Genomic DNA, 16,568 nt, shown 5'->3' with positions numbered 1-16,568 from the left:
TAAGCTAAATGCTTTCTTTTCTCTAACCAATTGAAAATATAAGATGAACCAAACATTCGAACTCGATAGTAATCCACACACCAGGTTAAATATATTAACTGGCGAATGGGTTTTAGTTTCTCCGCACCGTACTAAAAGGCCTTGGCAGGGTAAAGTTGAAGATGTAACGCCAGATAACCGTCCGGAATATGACCCTAAATGTTATTTATGTCCTGGTAATGGCAGGGCAGATGGCGATAGCAATCCCGAATATACCGAAAGCTTTGTTTTTAACAATGATTTTGCTGCGTTGCTTGAAGATACGCCTACTGGTAATATGAATGAAGATGATTTATTGGTAGCCAATAATCAGAGAGGGCTTTGCCGGGTGATCAGTTTTAGTCCGAAGCACAACCTCACACTTCCCGAAATGAGTGTCGAAGCCATAACTGCTGTGGTAAATGTTTGGCAAAATGAATTTAATAGCCTTGCCGAAAATGATTGGATCAAATACATTCAGATTTTCGAAAACAAAGGCGAAATAATGGGCTGTAGTAATCCACACCCACATGGTCAGATCTGGTCGCAGAGCGATATTCCATTAGAAATTGCCAAAGAAACCGAACGTCAGAAAACGTTCTATGCTATTCACAGAAGAAGTTTGCTTGGCGATTACTTAAAATTGGAGCAAAAGAAAAAAGAGCGTATAGTATTCGAAAACGATCATTTTGCGGTACTTGTACCTTTTTGGGCAGTTTGGCCTTACGAAACCATGATTATCAGTAAACGCCATGTAAATAGCATTAAATTGTTTACAGAAGCTGAGAAAAAATCGTTAGCTGAAGCCATTAAGGTATTAACAACCAAATATGATAACCTGTTCGAAACCTCTTTCCCGTATTCAGCCGGCATGCATCAGGCACCGGTAAACAACGGCTATTATCCTGAATGGCACTGGCATATGCATTTTTACCCACCGTTGTTGCGCTCGGCATCAGTTAAAAAATTTATGGTCGGTTACGAAATGTTGGCTAACCCTCAACGCGATATTACCCCTGAATTTGCCGCTAGCCGTTTAAAAGAGATGTCTGCATTCCACTATAAAATCAACAAAACTGAAGACTAAATATTAAATAATGAATGCACAGGATTTAAAAAATACATTTAAAAAACTTTTCAACGCTGAGCCTATTTTAGTGCGTTCGCCTGGAAGAATCAATATTATTGGCGAGCATACAGATTATAACGGCGGTTTTGTAATGCCTGCTGCTATAGATAAAGCCATTTATGTAGCCATATCAAAAAGAGAAGATGATGAAATACATTTATTTTCAGAGAGTTATCAGCAATTCGATATTTCATCGATCAAAAGCCTGAAAAAATCAGAGAACAGTTGGGCCAATTACATTTTGGGCGTTGCCGATCAGTTAAAAGAAAGAGGCCATCGGTTGGGTGGCTTTAATTTTTATATAGATGGCAACGTGCCTTTGGGTGCTGGTTTATCGTCGTCTGCTGCTGTAGAATGTGCTACCGGCTTTGCGCTCGATCAACTTTTTTCACTTTCCGTTCCGAAAATGGATATCGCATTGATTGCACAAAAGGCAGAACAGACTTTTGCTGGTGTTAACTGTGGAATTATGGATCAGTTTGCCTCTGTATTTGGCAAGAAAGACCAAGCCATTATGCTCGATTGCAGATCGATGAAGCACATTTATATCCCATTAAAATTAGATGGATATAAACTTTTGCTTTTAAATACGAATGTAAAACACGCACTTGCCGATTCTGCCTACAACAAAAGAAGATCACAGTGTGAACAAGGCGTTGCCTGGGTAAAGGAGCATTATCCAAATGTAAGTACGCTTCGTGATGTAGATTTAACCATGTTAGAAACCCATGTTAAGCCAAAAGATCTGGAAGTTTACACCAAATGTAGTTTTGTAGTGAAAGAAATCGGTCGCTTATTAACCGCTGCGGAACAACTGGAAAATGGTAACCTGCAAGGTTTGGGTAAACTGATGTTCGAAACGCATGAAGGTTTAAGCAAAGATTACGAAGTGAGCTGTAAAGAATTAGATTTCCTGGTTGATGCGGTTAAACCTCTTGATTATGTGTTAGGTGCCAGGATGATGGGCGGTGGTTTTGGTGGTTGTACCATCAATATTGTTAAGGAAGAAAAAATTGCTGATTTAATTGAAGCGTTATCTTCAAAATACTTACTACAGTTCGGACTCAAACTTGGTTCCTACACTGTTCAAACTGATAACGGAACCAGCTTATACAGCTAAATTTAAATAACCCAAGGTATACTAACCAAAATAAATCAATGAAAAATAACTTATTAGACACGAAGGATTACATTGTATTTGCAATTTACTTCGTTATTGTGGCCGCTTATGGGCTCTACATTTACAACAAGAAAAAGTCAGAATCTACAGGTTCTAAAGATTATTTTCTTGCTGAAGGCTCTTTAACCTGGTGGGCAATCGGCGCATCGTTAATTGCATCTAATATTTCTGCAGAGCAGTTTATCGGTATGAGCGGATCAGGCTTTAAAATGGGATTGGCCATTGCAACCTACGAGTGGATGGGCGCATTAACCTTAGTGGTTGTTGCGGTATTCTTTATTCCAGTTTACTTGAAAAATAAAATTGCTACAATGCCGCAATTCCTACATCAGCGTTATAACGGAACGGTAGCCATGATAATGGCTGTTTTCTGGTTATTACTTTATGTTGTAGTTAACTTAACCTCGATCCTTTACTTAGGCGCTTTAGCAGTAAGCAGTATTTCTGGTTTCGATTTAAGTTTCTGTATGTACGCCATTGCAGGTTTTGCCATTATTATTACGCTGGGTGGAATGAAAGTTATTGGATATACCGACGTTATCCAGGTGTTTTTCTTAATTCTCGGTGGTTTGGCCACTACCTATTTGGCTTTAAACTTAGTTTCTACGCACTATGGAACGACAGGTGTTTTTGAAGGCTATAGTTTAATGACTTCAAAGGCTTCTGAACATTTTCACATGATTTTAAAGCCAGATAACGAAAATTATATCGATTTACCTGGCTTAAGTGTGCTTGTAGGCGGCATGTGGATTGTGAACTTAAATTATTGGGGCTGTAACCAATACATTACTCAACGTGCTTTGGGGGCTAACCTGGAGACTGCACGCGGAGGTATTCTTTTTGCTGCATTCTTAAAATTATTAATGCCCATTATTGTTGTGTTACCAGGTATTGCAGCTTATGTTTTATATAAAGATGGCGCCTTCCAAGCTGAAATGCTACAAGATGGATCTGTAAATCCAGACCGTGCATATCCGGTATTGTTGAATTTACTGCCTGCCGGATTAAAAGGACTTTCTTTTGCTGCATTAACTGCTGCAGTGGTAGCGTCTTTAGCTGGTAAAGCAAATAGCATTGCAACTATTTTTACGCTGGATATTTACAAGAAAGTATTAAAGACCGATGCCACTGAGAAAAATTTGGTAACCACGGGTAAGATTTCGATCATTGTAGCGATGATTCTCGGTGTTTTAATTGCACCACATTTAGGAATCGATAAAAAAGGTGGTTTCCAATATATCCAGGAGTATACAGGTTTTGTTTCTCCAGGTATTTTTGCCATGTTTATTTTAGGTTTCTTTTGGAAAAGAACAACTTCAAGTGCAGCACTATTCGCAACCATTGGTGGTTTCGGTTTGTCAATTTTACTTAAATTCTTACCTACACTTACCGATCTTTCATGGTTATCAGGAATGGGCTTCTCTGTAAAAAATGCAGCTGGAGTTTATGAAATTCCGTTCTTGGATCGTATGGGCTTTGTATTTGTATTCTGTATCCTTGGTATGGTGATCATCAGTTTAGCAAGCAACAAAGCTAAGGCAGAAGCTAAAGGACTGGCTATCGATGCTAAAATGTTCAAAACCTCTACCAGTTTTGCAGTAGGAGCTTTAATCATCATCGGATTATTGGTTGCACTTTATAGTGTATACTGGTAACGATATTGTATAAAATAGGAAAGGGGTAAAGTCATTAGATTTTATCCCTTTTTTTGTTTAAAATATCCGATCACATTTAAATCTTAATGTTCTAATTCCTTAATGATAAAACTTACTATCCTAAAAGATCCTGAAACAAGTTCAGGAGGACGCTCGCATTTAAATCTAATGTCCTTCATTTCTTAATGTTAATGGTCACCTGAAGTGATTAGCGTCTGTCCTTTATCCTCTTCAGTAGCCAGTTTCTTTACCAACCATGGCAAGGTAAGGCCTTGTCCGATTAAGGTAAACAATACCACTACCACAGATATAAATATAATAGCATTACGTTGCGGAAATGCGCTTCCATCCGATAAAGTAACTGGTAATCCAATGGCAATGGCCAATGAAACAATACCCCGCATGCCCGACCAGCTAATGATCAAACTGTTCTTGAAATCAAGCAATGCACCCTCAGTAATGCGGTGTTTTCCTTTCTGAAAGGCTTTTTGAAGATTGAATTTTTGTAGGAAAACACGGGCCATTCTTAACAACAGCGCAACAATAGTGATCACCAGCGAATAACCAATGTAGGGTAAAATATCGGCACTGTTAATGTTTTTGTACACATAAGGGAATTGTAGCCCAATTAAAATGAAAATCAGCCCATTCAATAAAAAAATAATAATATCCCAAATGTTTTTTGATTGGTTTTTAAGTTGTTCCGGAAATACTTTGTTGCTAAACCTCGAAATGCCCAATCCTAAAATAACAACTGCAATAACACCAGAAACATGTACTTGTTCTGCAATTAAATAGGTAACAAAAGGCATCAACAACATAAAGCTGATGGTAGCCAAACGGTTACTATGGATTCTTTTAATAATGAAGGCGAGAATTTTCGACATCACCATTCCGATTAAGAATCCACCAGCCATTAAAAGGGCAAACTCAAGCGATGCTTTCCAAAATACAAAGGCTGTTCCTGTTACCGCGGCAACTGCAAAACGATAAGCTACCAGTGCAGAAGCGTCGTTAACTAAGCTTTCGCCCTCCAATATGGTATTTGTTTTGTGAGACAAACCTAATCCTTTGGTAATACTCATGGCAGCAACTGCATCAGTAGCAGAAAGAATTGCACCTAATACAAAAGATACCGGCCAGCTCATCCCCGGAATCATATAGTGGGCAACTACAGCAATGCCGATGGCGGTGATAAAAACCAGCGTAATGGCCAATGTAAATATGGTATTGATATTGGTTTTAAATTCCTTGAATGAAATATTAAAAGCGGCATCGTAAAGCAATGGTGGTAGGAATATCAAAAATATAATTTCAGGATTAATATCAATTGGTGGCAAAGATGGAACAAAACCCACTGCTATTCCAGCTATAATCAATAAAATAGGATAGGGGATCTTAATTCGATCGGCTACAGCAGAAAGGCCAATCATCACAGCTAAAATAAATATTACAATGGCATAATTTTCCATATCTGCAAAACGCGTTTAATAGAAGTCGAAACACTTACTTGCAAAATATGTGTTTAGAACTGGATTAAAAAGTTTCTGGCCGAAATAAATTAATCGATAAAACGAGGGAATGTCTAGAATTCTACTGTGATAAATGCAGTTCATTAGAAGCAGAAAACTTTAATGTGTTTCAATTCTTAATGATAAAAAAAAGAAAGCATGGATGCATTGCTAAAACGAGATAATACCGTTTTATAACACGGAAAAATTACAGGGGAAGAATGAAAATATAGATTAAGAGTGATTTAGCGCTGTAACCTAGGCCTTTTACTTTTAAAAGGTTGGTTGGTTTTTGGCTTTGCCGCTTGAACACCACTTTCCTCTTCCGATATTTTAACTGTAATTACATTGCCTTTAAAAGTTTCTCCATTTAAGGTAGATACAATATTTTTAGCATCCGGTAAACTGTATATTTCTAAAAAAGCATAGCCTTTACACTTGCCAGTAGCTCTATCGCGGACAATTTTAATCGTTTCTACCCTACCATGAAGGCTAACCAATATTGCCAAATCCATCTCTTGGATATTGTCAGGAAGGCCACCTATAAAAATCTTAACCATTAATTCAGTAATTTGAGAGAACATCCGATTAAATCAAGCTTAAATCCAGAATTGTTCTTTTAGACCTGCAAAATAAGCAAAATGATATTCTTACCCAAACTAATTAAATGAATTTTGCCTCATTTTTATCATAAATTTGCGAAGAGCAGACATATATATTGATGTTGACAGACATAAAATGTACATTCGCTTTCTAATCATCAAAAAATAGGTTAAAATATGAGCATCTCTAAGTTAAAATCTATACTCATTATCGCATTATTCCTCTTCAGTTCGTTACTGGCACAGTCAAAAATTTTATTGCCATCAGTATTTAGCGACAATATGGTTTTGCAGCAAAAAACAAATGCGGCCATTTGGGGTAAAGCCACAGCTGGTAAAGCGGTTAAGATAACGGTTTCGTGGAATAAAATTAATTATGGGGCTATTGCCGATGCCAGTGGCAATTGGAAAATTAAAGTGGCAACGCCAGGTTACGGCGGTCCATATTCCATCACCATTTCCGATGGAGAACTATTGGTGCTAAACAATGTATTAATAGGGGATGTTTGGATTTGCTCAGGCCAATCGAATATGGAAATGCCTTTAGCAGGGTGGGGGAAAATCCTTAACTACGAAAAAGAAATTGCTGATGCTAAATTTCCAAATATCCGTTTATTGCAGGCAGAACATGTTACCAGTAGTTTTCCACTTAACGACGCCAAAGTGACTAATGGTGGTTGGCAGGAATGCAACCCCAAATATATTGCTGAGTTTTCTTCTACAGCCTATTTCTTCGCCCGCGAAGTGTATGAAAAAACTAAAATCCCTATTGGCCTAATCCATACCTCATGGGGAGGAACAATTGCCGAAGCCTGGACAAGTGCCGAATCGCTTAAAAAAATGACCGATTTTTCTGCCGCAGTTGATAAGATTCAAAAATTAGCCAATAATCCTTCAACAGTTTCTTACGAAGAAAAAATGCAGAATTGGGTTAAAATGACAACCGAAAAAGATTCTGGTTACCAGGCCGGTGAAATAAAATGGGCTTTGGCAGAAACCACAAACTGGAAAAGCATGACTTTGCCGACCTTGTGGGAAGATGCAGCACTTAAAAATTTTGATGGCATTGTATGGTTTACAAAAAAGATCAACATTCCCGAAAACTGGAAAACAAATGGTACCAAGCTTAATTTGGGTACAATTGATGATAACGATATCACCTTCGTAAATGGAGTAAAAGTAGGTGAAACGATAGGGTATAATGTTGGTAGAACATACACAATACCTACAAACCTGCTTAAAACAGGCGAGAATACCATTACCGTTAGGGTTTTTGATAGTGGAGGCGGCGGCGGTATATATGGTGATGCCAAAGATTTGAGCTTAACAAACAACACGACAGAGAAAATTTCTTTAGCTGGCGACTGGAAGTATAAAGTGGGTGTAGATTTTAAAAATGTTGAAGCTAAACCTTACGAAGAAAATGGCCCTAACAGACCAACCGTTTTGTACAATGCGATGATTCATCCTTACCTGCAATTTTCAATTAAAGGTGCCATTTGGTATCAGGGAGAAAGTAATGCCGATAGAGCTTACCAATACCGCGAATTATTTCCAACGATGATAAAAGATTGGCGACAGAAATGGGGGCAGGGAGATTTTCCATTCTATTTCGTTCAACTGGCCAATTTTATGCAGATTGATCATTCTCCTGTAGAATCTGCCTGGGCAGAGCTTAGAGAGGCCCAACAAAAAACACTTACACTACCGAATACAGGCATGGCTACCATTATTGATATCGGTGATGCAAAAGATATTCACCCTAAAAACAAACAAGAGGTGGGTAGAAGGTTAGCCTTAATTGCCCTGGCTAAAACATATGGGCAGAAAATAAACTATTCTGGTCCCATTTATCAATCAAATAAAGTAGAAGGAAAACAGATCCGTTTAACTTTTGGTAATACAGAAAATGGATTAAAAGCCGTTGATGGTGCAGCACTAACCGGTTTTGCCATCGCTGGAGCAGATAAGAAATTTTATTGGGCCAAAGCAAGCATCCAGGGAAATCAGATCATCGTAAGTAGCGATCAGGTGGCAAATCCTGTTGCAGTTCGTTATGCATGGGGAAATAATCCTGTGTGTAACCTGGTTAGTAATGATGGCTTGCCGGCATCACCATTCAGAACAGATACCTGGCAAGGCCTTACCTTTGCAAAGAAATAATGGATGAAAATTTGTGCAATGTGTGTGGTTAAATCCGTGTAATGCAGGCAATATTTAAAGTTAGGCTATTCTTTGTGGCTTACTTTATATTTTTACCAGCTAACCGGAAATTATGCCAAATATTTTATCAGACCAGGAAACCATTCTCCTGATTGCCGACCTAGAAGAAAAATTATTAGATGGATTTAAAAGGAGAGACCTGAACATACTCGATTTATTGTTTGCTGATGGAATGCTTTTTCATGATCAGTATGGGAATGTGTTGGATAAAGAGATGGATCTGGATGTCTACCGGAGTGGCATGACCAAAATTACCAAAATCAATGTATCCAAGCGGGAAATACGTGTTTTTGAATCTATTGTTATTGTTTCTGCAAGTCTTTTTATTAAGGGAAGTTATTCAAATATTTTACTTAACGGCAAATATCAATGGTTAAGGGTTTGGGGTAAAGTGAGAGAAGATTGGAAAGTAATTTCTGCCAGTTGTACAAGCATTTCAGTATAAAATATTTGCTTAAAAATAAGAACGGGGAATAACCAATGGCTATCCCCCGATTCTAAATTAACGCTCTCTAGATCTAATATAGAACTAATCTCAGTTTCAACCAAAAGCTTGATGACAGAACAAGACTAATGTTTACCCTGGCGAGTTAAAAATAGGTATATATCACAATCTGGTGTAAACCTCTGGCCTTGCAAACTGTATAATTTTTTACCTTTCAATTTATTATTTTCAGCGTTTAGGTTTGCTTTAACCAACTTAACATTGCTTTTTGAATTGTTTGAATATAAGATTACTAAATCGTTTTAATATTCGCTGATATTTATTAGTTTTATGAAATATTATCTAACCAATAATCCTTTTATGAAAATAATATTTACCTCAATCTATTTTCTGGTTTCCTGTCTATCTATTCATACTTTAAATGCCCAGAATTTAACTGAATTCAATAAAAAACCCTTAAAACAGCATGTTTATGTGCAATTGCCCATAGGGGGTATTAAAGCCAAAGGATGGTTGTTAAAGCAACTAGAGCAGCAAAGAGATGGTGCAACGGGAATGGCAGAAGAGTTATACCCTGAAAAAGATAATCTGGGCAAAAATTCCGATTGGCTGGGAGGCGATGGGAATGGATGGGAGCGGGTACCATATTATGTTAAAGGTTTGGTAGCATTGGCTTATACCTTAGATGATCCTATACTAAAAACAAAAGCACAAAAGTACATCGATTGGACTTTGAACAATCAACAAGCCAACGGATTATTCGGCCCACCGAAAATGAAAGATTGGTGGCCGCGCATGCCAATGATGTACGCTTTGCAAAGCTATTACGAGGCCACAAATGATAAAAGGGTAATTCCTTTTCTCTCAAAATATTTCAAATATGAACTGGCTAATCTTGATAGCGATCCATTAAAGGAATGGGGTAAATCAAGAGCAGGCGATAATATGGAAATAGCCATTTGGCTTTACAATAAAACCGGCGATCAGGATTTATTACGACTTGTAGAAAAGTTAAAACAACAGGCATACCCTTGGATCGATATTTATAGCAACAACGGGTTTTACTTTTTTGGTGATGATTTTCAGCCAAAACATATGGTTAATGTAGCTCAAGCCTTAAAATTCCCAGTGCTTTATGCTCAACTTCAAGATCATGCTTCTAATCTTGAAGCACTTTCCAAAGGCATAGTGCACATTATGCACGACCATGGTCAGCCAGAAGGTTTAGGTTCAGGAACTGAATTTCTGGCGGGTACAAGCAGCGTAGAAGGAGTAGAAACCTGTACTGTGGTAGAATGGATGCAGAGTTTAGAAACTGCGGCAAAGGTTATTCACGATGTCAGTATTGGTGATCAGTTGGAAAAAATAGCCTTTAATGCTTTACCTGCACAGTTTAGCAGGGATTTTAAAAACCATTCTTATTATACATTACCCAATCAGGTTCAAAGCGTTCATGGGGAGCATGGCTTTAATCAAGATTATAGTTCAGGGATTGTTTCTAGTCCTTATTCCGGTTATGGCTGCTGCCGCTATAACATGCACATGGGCTGGCCTTATTTTGTAAAAAGCAGTGTAGTGGCTACCCCCGAGAGAGGTTTGGCAGTAATTACTTATGGCCCGATGGAAATAGAAACTGTAGTAGCCAACAATAAAAAAATAAAAATTACCGAAGAAACCAATTATCCCTTCGAAGAACAGATCAGGTTAAAAGTGGGGCTTACCACTTCTACATCCTTTCCATTGATTTTAAGAATCCCTGCGTGGAGTGTAAAACCAAGTGTTAAATTAAATGGAACTATATTAAAAGGAGTAAAAGCCGGTGAAATGTTTACCATACCCCGCGAATGGAAAGATCAGGATCAATTAGAACTGAATTTCCCGATGCAAATTACTACTCAGGCTCAAGTAAACAATTCCGTTAGTGTAGAACGTGGGCCTATTGTGTATGCATTAGAAATTAAGGCAGCAAATAAGGTAACCAAAACACATCCGGTTGCTGGCTTTACAGATTACGAAATCCGTCCGGAATCGGCATGGAACTATGGTTTAGTATTAGATAAAGGTAATTTAAGCAACGTCAATGTGGTGAGCGCTACAATGCCCGAAAATCCTTTTATTGCCGCGAATGCACCGGTTAAATTAAAGGTTCAGGCAAAAAAGATTCCGTCTTGGACGCTAGGGTACAACAAAGTAGCTGCTTTTGATGTGCCTTTTAGTCCAATTTCTTCAACCGAAAAACAGGAAGAGATTACCTTGGTACCTTATGGGTCTGAAAATATACGCCTAAGCTGTTTTCCTGTAATCGGTCAGCCAAAAAAAATAAATAAGGCTTTGGTCGAAAATTTTGATCAGGGAATGGCCAATAATTGGGTTTTTTATGGAGGTGGTTGGTTTTGGAAAGATGGACAGGTTAATTCGGCATCGAACGCAGGCTCAGGTGGTTATGGTATAAATGGATCTAAATATGTAGCTAATGGAACAGATTTTAAAGATTTTACTTACCAGGCTAATGTTAAAATCAATACTGCCGGTGATGCTGGTTTAATGTTCAGGGTTTCTGACCCGGCAATCGGTGCCGATGCTTACCAAGGGTATTATGTGGGTTTGGATCAGTCTAATGGAACGGTACTGTTGGGAAAAGCTAACGGACAAAAATGGACCGTTATAAGTTCAGGGAAATATCCTGTTGAAATAAACAAAATGTACACCTTAAAGATAGTGGCGAAAGGAGATAAATTTGATGTTTTTATAAACGGGTCGGCAAAATCCATTCTTTCTGCAACAGATAGTCAATATCAATCTGGTAGTATAGGATTAAGAACGTATAAAGCTTTGGCTAGCTTCGATTCGGTAAAGATTAACGCTTTTTAACATCGGTTCAGGCCGGTATTGAACTTTGCGGCAAGGAATTTGTTAACCTATTATCAATAAATAAAAATAAGATTATGAAATTATACAAATCAATTCCTATAATGCTCTTTGCCATTACGCTTGCAGCTGGTTGTGTAAGCAATAAGAAATATGCAGAACTTCAGGATACCTATTCTAAGCTAAGAGAAAGGAACCAGGAGTTAAGTAATAAATATCAGGATAGCCAACGCGAGCTTAGCGGCAGCACCAGCAGGGTTAAAAGTTTGGAAGAGCAGATCGCATCAGAAAAAGCCAATGTAACCGCATTGCAGGATGCTTTGAACAAATGTTTAAATTCTAGTAGCCAGGGCAATGTTAACATTTCGAAACTGGTTGATGAAATTAACAGTTCGAATAAATACATCAAACAATTGGTAAATGCCAAAAATAAAAGCGATTCGCTTAATATGGTGTTAACCAATAATTTAACCCGTTCATTAAGCAGAGAAGAACTTGGAGATGTTGATGTTCAGGTGCTTAAAGGTGTAGTTTATATCTCTTTGGCTGATAACATGTTATACAAATCTGGTAGTTATGAGGTTTCTGATAAAGCTGGAGAAACATTGAGTAAAATCGCCAAAATCATTAAAGATTACGATACTTACGATGTGCTGATTGAAGGTAATACCGATAATGTGCCTATCGCTCAAACCAATATCCGAAACAACTGGGATTTAAGTGCCTTGCGTGCTTCATCAGTGGTTCAGGTATTGCAAACTAAATATGCTGTCGATCCTAAGCGATTAACCGCAGGTGGACGTGGTGAATTTAATCCAATTGCTGATAATACAACGGCAGGAGGGAAAGCAAAAAACAGACGTACACAGATCATTATTACACCTAAGTTAGATCAGTTTATGGATCTGATCGGAAAAGCGCCTGAACAGTCTCAAAAATAAATCAGAAATAATAATCATTTTAAAGGGTTGAAATTAATTTTTCAACCCTTTTTTATTTGTAAAACTTTCTCTTTTCCCTTTTATATTTTGCTAATTTTGCACGCGCTCCAGTACGGGTTATGAGAAAACGGATAAGAAAACACCTTCGCACAGCAAAATACATCGTTTACAAAGAAACTTTAATCGATTTTAAAGAACATGTTTGGACATTTATTGGAGCGTTTCTAGGTATAGGCATTATTGGCTTACTCCATTCTAAATACTTTACCGCCAACGATAACCTGTTTCTCATCGGTTCATTTGGTGCCTCATCGGTACTTATTTATGGAATTATAAACAGCCCATTGGCACAGCCGAGGAATTTAATCGGTGGGCATGTGGTTTGTGCATTGGTAGGCGTTACCGTTCATAAACTTATTCCCGGCGAAGTGTGGTTATCTTCTGCCTTGTCGGTTTCTTTATCTATTGTATTGATGCAGATTACCAAAACATTGCATCCCCCGGGTGGGGCTACCGCACTAATAGCGAATATAGGGTCAGCTAAAATCCATTCGTTAGGTTATTTGTACGTACTGTGCCCGGTTTTATCTGGCGCTAGTATTTTACTGTTAGTCGCTATAATGATAAACAACAGAACATCGCATCGCAGTTATCCTAATAATAAAAAATGGTATAGGATTTGGCATCGCTATCGCAGGTAAAATATATCTGCATAACGATCCATTGCATTTATGAAAAGACTTAAAACCATCTTATTTAAATGCAAACAAGTACTGGCCGTCGTTAATACGCTAAATGAAATATAATTTTCTAATCAGATCATTATACCGATTTAAAAATCAGGAAATGCTGATGTTTTTCTTTTGCTGGTTTAAATAAGCCGTAATTTGATTTAACATAATGCTTCTTGTTGCCCTCACCGCAGATTTCAAAACTTCAGAACTTACGCCTAAACGCTTAGCCCAATAATTTCGATCTGTTTCTTCGGATAATAAGATGATTTCTTCTTTAATGCTCGGGGTTTGGATGAGATTTTTCATGATTGGGATGATTAATTCAATTAATAACACGCACAAGCTCGATTTGGTTCAATAAAAATAGTTTTTTTTATTTATAATAACAATTTGTAAACCAGTTGTTTGAAAAAAAATAACGTTTCAATCATAATTAAAATGAAGTCAAAATCGTTCATTCTCTTCTATTAATTCGTTTTAGTAATCATAAAAGGTATATGAAATATTAATAATTATACAAAAAAATAATTTTATGTATTTTTAATTATACGTAAAATCACTGTAATTGCGTATTATTTATAAAAAAAAATATTCTGTAATGGGCGATATGAGGAAGGGAGACGTTACTCAAATTGACTTTGAATATGGACACGGAATCATTATTGACGAAAATGGCCAGGATATTCACTTTCAATTAGATAATATATCTGATCAAATTAATATAAATTCGAAAATAATTTTTGAAATAGAATTACACAAACGTGGCTTGGTAGCGGTTAACGTTAAGTTGGAAATGGAAGAAATAAGAGGTTAGTTTCACTTGCCCAAAGCAAATTAATGTTAAACATTTATAGGTCATTTGCAGCGGGTAAGCTGAAATAAAATGTAGAACCTTTACCCAATTTGCTTTCTGCCCAAATTTTTCCCTGATGTCTTTCAATTACTTCGGCACAAATATACAGGCCAACTCCAAATCCTGCAATTGTTTTAGTGTCGGGGCTGTCTACGCGGTAAAAACGGTCAAAAAGTTTGGGTATATCATTTTCCCTAATGCCTATACCTTCATCTTCCACACTAACAACTACATAATCCTTTTGTGTTTCGCACTTTATTGCAATTAAAGAGTTCTTTTTTGAGTATTTCGCTGCATTTCCAATCAGGTTAGTGATCACATTGCCGATTTTCTCCATATCGGCATTTACAATCATTTCTTCCGTACCAATCACTTGGATGAAATGGCTGGGTAAAACAATTCTATTTTCTTCAGCTATGGTTTTAATCAAATGAACTAGGTTAAAATTTGTTTTGTTCAATAAAATTTTGCCAGCTTCTAGCAAGGATACATTTAAAAAGCCATCAATCATTAACGACATTCTTTTTAGCTGAATATTTATCTTATCAAGTATCTGAATAGTGAAGTCGTTATCCGTTTCTTTAAATTTATGCTGTAAAAGTTGTACATAAGCACTTAACGATGTTAGTGGAGTTTTAAGCTCGTGACTTACCATACCGATAAAGTCGTTTTTTCTAATTTCGTCCTGTTTATGTTCTGTAATATCCAAAACAGCTCCGGCAATATAAACGGCTTTTCCTTGTTCGTTATAATAGGCTTTTCCTGCCGTTCTTAACCATTTGCTTTTAGTGCTTATGCCATTCAAATTAATCTGATATTCGATGTTAAAAGCATTTCGGTGGTGTAATGCACGTCTGATGCCACTGGTAAGGTGCCCGATGTCTTCCATAGATATAAGTGATTTGGCTTCTTCTATACCCAGCCTGTTATTTTCCAGTTCGTAAATTTGCTGTGCCCTTTCCGATAAAAGTATTTGTTTGCTTCCCAGATCGATATTCCATGAACCCATTTCTGATGCATCCATGGCTATTTTTAAAATGTCTTTAGCTTTAAGTAGTTCTTTTTTAAAATTTACCTGCTCCGTAATATCTTTAATAATCACTAAAATTCTGCTTACTTCATTTTTATCATTTTTTAACGGCTCATAAAAAGCTATAAAATAACCATCTGAAATAGGTGTCGAAATTTTTAATTCATTGATTGTTAAGGGTTGGCCGTTTTTAAAAATATCTTTAACATGCGCTACAAGTGCTTGTTGTTTTTCGAGCTCTGGTCGTGCCTTTTCTTGTGGAATCCCGATTACTTCTTTCCTTGTCTTGCCCCAAAGTTTTAATATATTATCGTTAGCATATTCTGTAATAAGCTCCGGACCTTTTAATACGCACATGCCCAGAGGAGCCTGCTCAAAAAATCCTCTAAAACGTGCTTCACTTTCTGAAAGTTCAAATAAAATATGCTCAAGGTCATTTTCGTCTAACGGAATTTCCCTTAATGAACAGATGATATATTCAACCGGGCGATCGTTTTGTAATACCGGCGAGAATTCCAATTCCCATTTAACATTTGGCGAGTTAGAATAGATGGGATGAATAACCAGCGTAGCTTTTGCTTTAAGCTCACTTACTTTCTGAACTGTTTTAATCAGAAGTACCTTTTCAGCAGCAGACAGGAGATTTGGGATAATGTTAATATCATAGAACTTTAATTTTCCTCCAACCCGCCCTATTAAAGCTTGGTAAGCATCGTTATGTTCTACCACCACCAATATCGGCTTTACCTTAAAAATAATTATGGGGTTCTTGGAATGTTTTAACAGTGCTTTTAAGAATGGAGAGGCTAAATCTATCATAAATTTAAGTTGACACTTTTTCAAATATAATCGTTAAGCAGTTAATCACCAACCGATTTGTAAGGATGATATAATATTTATCATACAGAACGGTATAAATAGTAAGTGTGCTGTTTTTCTGTTTGATTGTAAGTTGTTGTGGTTCAGTATTTTTATTCTTATTTAGTTCTTGGTCTATTATCGTTAATATGGTGCTTATAAAAAATGGTATATAATATTTCGTTTGCTCTTCAGTTACGAAAGGGCACTCATTGGAGATTATATTTGCAAAATGGCCTTAATATTTTTATCCGATCGAATTGATTTTATGTTATATCAATATGAAAAAATTGTAAAGTCAAAAGTGTAAAAATCAATAGCCTAATTATAAAATAGGACCTTACTTGTCGATTATGACTGATTTGTAAGACAATCTTAAGCGAGAATTTGTTAAAAATGATGTCTTTTTAAGTAGAATAAAAGCTTTTATGTGTTTTTTATGTAAAATTATTTGTCTGATAATCAGTATTTTATGTTTTGTTTTTAAATTAAATGTTTGATTTAAGCGATTTAACATTTCT

At 36.8% G+C, this 16,568-nt stretch carries 13 protein-coding genes; 9 read left to right on the top strand and 4 right to left on the bottom strand.

Annotation, left to right across the window (positions count from 1 at the left end; translation table 11 throughout):
• Window positions 1–43 precede the first annotated feature (43 nt).
• Genes LQ227_RS18875 through LQ227_RS18865 form a run of 3 tightly spaced genes read left to right on the top strand, consistent with a single transcriptional unit; the run spans window position 44 to window position 3,982 of the window.
• Window positions 44–1,105, top strand: a complete 1,062-nt coding sequence (locus LQ227_RS18875) for a UDP-glucose--hexose-1-phosphate uridylyltransferase (RefSeq protein WP_230139957.1) — start codon at window positions 44–46, stop codon at window positions 1,103–1,105.
• 10 nt (window positions 1,106–1,115) lie between these two features.
• Window positions 1,116–2,267, top strand: a complete 1,152-nt coding sequence (locus tag LQ227_RS18870; RefSeq protein ID WP_230139958.1) for a galactokinase — start codon at window positions 1,116–1,118, stop codon at window positions 2,265–2,267.
• Window positions 2,268–2,305: 38 nt separating this feature from the next.
• Complete coding sequence (locus LQ227_RS18865; RefSeq protein ID WP_230139960.1) at window positions 2,306–3,982, top strand: sodium/sugar symporter; 1,677 nt, start codon at window positions 2,306–2,308, stop codon at window positions 3,980–3,982.
• A 188-nt stretch (window positions 3,983–4,170) separates the two neighbouring features.
• On the opposite strand, the gene LQ227_RS18860 is transcribed toward LQ227_RS18865, so the two are convergent.
• Window positions 4,171–5,454, bottom strand: a complete 1,284-nt coding sequence (locus LQ227_RS18860; RefSeq protein ID WP_230150530.1) for a Na+/H+ antiporter — start codon at window positions 5,452–5,454, stop codon at window positions 4,171–4,173.
• 284 nt (window positions 5,455–5,738) lie between these two features.
• Window positions 5,739–6,053, bottom strand: a complete 315-nt coding sequence (locus LQ227_RS18855; protein WP_057934255.1) for an RNA-binding protein — start codon at window positions 6,051–6,053, stop codon at window positions 5,739–5,741.
• A 219-nt stretch (window positions 6,054–6,272) separates the two neighbouring features.
• Between LQ227_RS18855 and LQ227_RS18850 the strand changes: the two genes are divergently transcribed.
• The 5 genes from LQ227_RS18850 (at window position 6,273) to LQ227_RS18830 (ending at window position 13,273) form a co-directional block, all read left to right on the top strand.
• A complete protein-coding gene (locus LQ227_RS18850; protein ID WP_230139963.1) occupies window positions 6,273–8,258 on the top strand; it encodes a sialate O-acetylesterase in 1,986 nt (661 codons plus the stop codon).
• Between the two features lie 112 nt (window positions 8,259–8,370).
• Window positions 8,371–8,763 (top strand): nuclear transport factor 2 family protein, encoded by a 393-nt coding sequence (locus LQ227_RS18845; RefSeq protein WP_230139965.1) that lies wholly within the window; start codon window positions 8,371–8,373, stop codon window positions 8,761–8,763.
• Window positions 8,764–9,123: 360 nt separating this feature from the next.
• On the top strand, window positions 9,124–11,634 hold the full coding sequence (locus tag LQ227_RS18840) for a beta-L-arabinofuranosidase domain-containing protein (RefSeq protein WP_230139967.1): 2,511 nt from the start codon (window positions 9,124–9,126) through the stop codon (window positions 11,632–11,634).
• Between the two features lie 74 nt (window positions 11,635–11,708).
• Window positions 11,709–12,572, top strand: a complete 864-nt coding sequence (locus tag LQ227_RS18835; RefSeq protein WP_230139968.1) for an OmpA family protein — start codon at window positions 11,709–11,711, stop codon at window positions 12,570–12,572.
• 119 nt (window positions 12,573–12,691) lie between these two features.
• Window positions 12,692–13,273, top strand: coding sequence for an HPP family protein (locus LQ227_RS18830; protein WP_230139970.1), 582 nt, complete (start codon window positions 12,692–12,694; stop codon window positions 13,271–13,273).
• Window positions 13,274–13,411: 138 nt separating this feature from the next.
• Here LQ227_RS18830 and LQ227_RS18825 read toward each other — a convergent pair whose 3' ends face one another.
• Window positions 13,412–13,612, bottom strand: coding sequence for a DUF3606 domain-containing protein (locus LQ227_RS18825; RefSeq protein ID WP_230139972.1), 201 nt, complete (start codon window positions 13,610–13,612; stop codon window positions 13,412–13,414).
• Between the two features lie 259 nt (window positions 13,613–13,871).
• On the opposite strand from LQ227_RS18825, the gene LQ227_RS18820 reads away from it, so the two are divergent.
• Entirely contained in the window at window positions 13,872–14,120 is a 249-nt protein-coding gene (locus LQ227_RS18820; RefSeq protein WP_230150528.1) for a hypothetical protein, read from the top strand.
• A 34-nt stretch (window positions 14,121–14,154) separates the two neighbouring features.
• On the opposite strand, the gene LQ227_RS18815 is transcribed toward LQ227_RS18820, so the two are convergent.
• On the bottom strand, window positions 14,155–16,008 hold the full coding sequence (locus tag LQ227_RS18815) for an ATP-binding protein (protein WP_230150526.1): 1,854 nt from the start codon (window positions 16,006–16,008) through the stop codon (window positions 14,155–14,157).
• Window positions 16,009–16,568 lie beyond the last annotated feature (560 nt).

This window comes from Pedobacter sp. Bi27 (assembly GCF_918698255.1).
Taxonomy (GTDB): domain Bacteria; phylum Bacteroidota; class Bacteroidia; order Sphingobacteriales; family Sphingobacteriaceae; genus Pedobacter.
The sequence above is the reverse complement of the archived record's forward strand: the minus strand, read 5'-3'. Positions and strand labels throughout refer to the sequence as shown.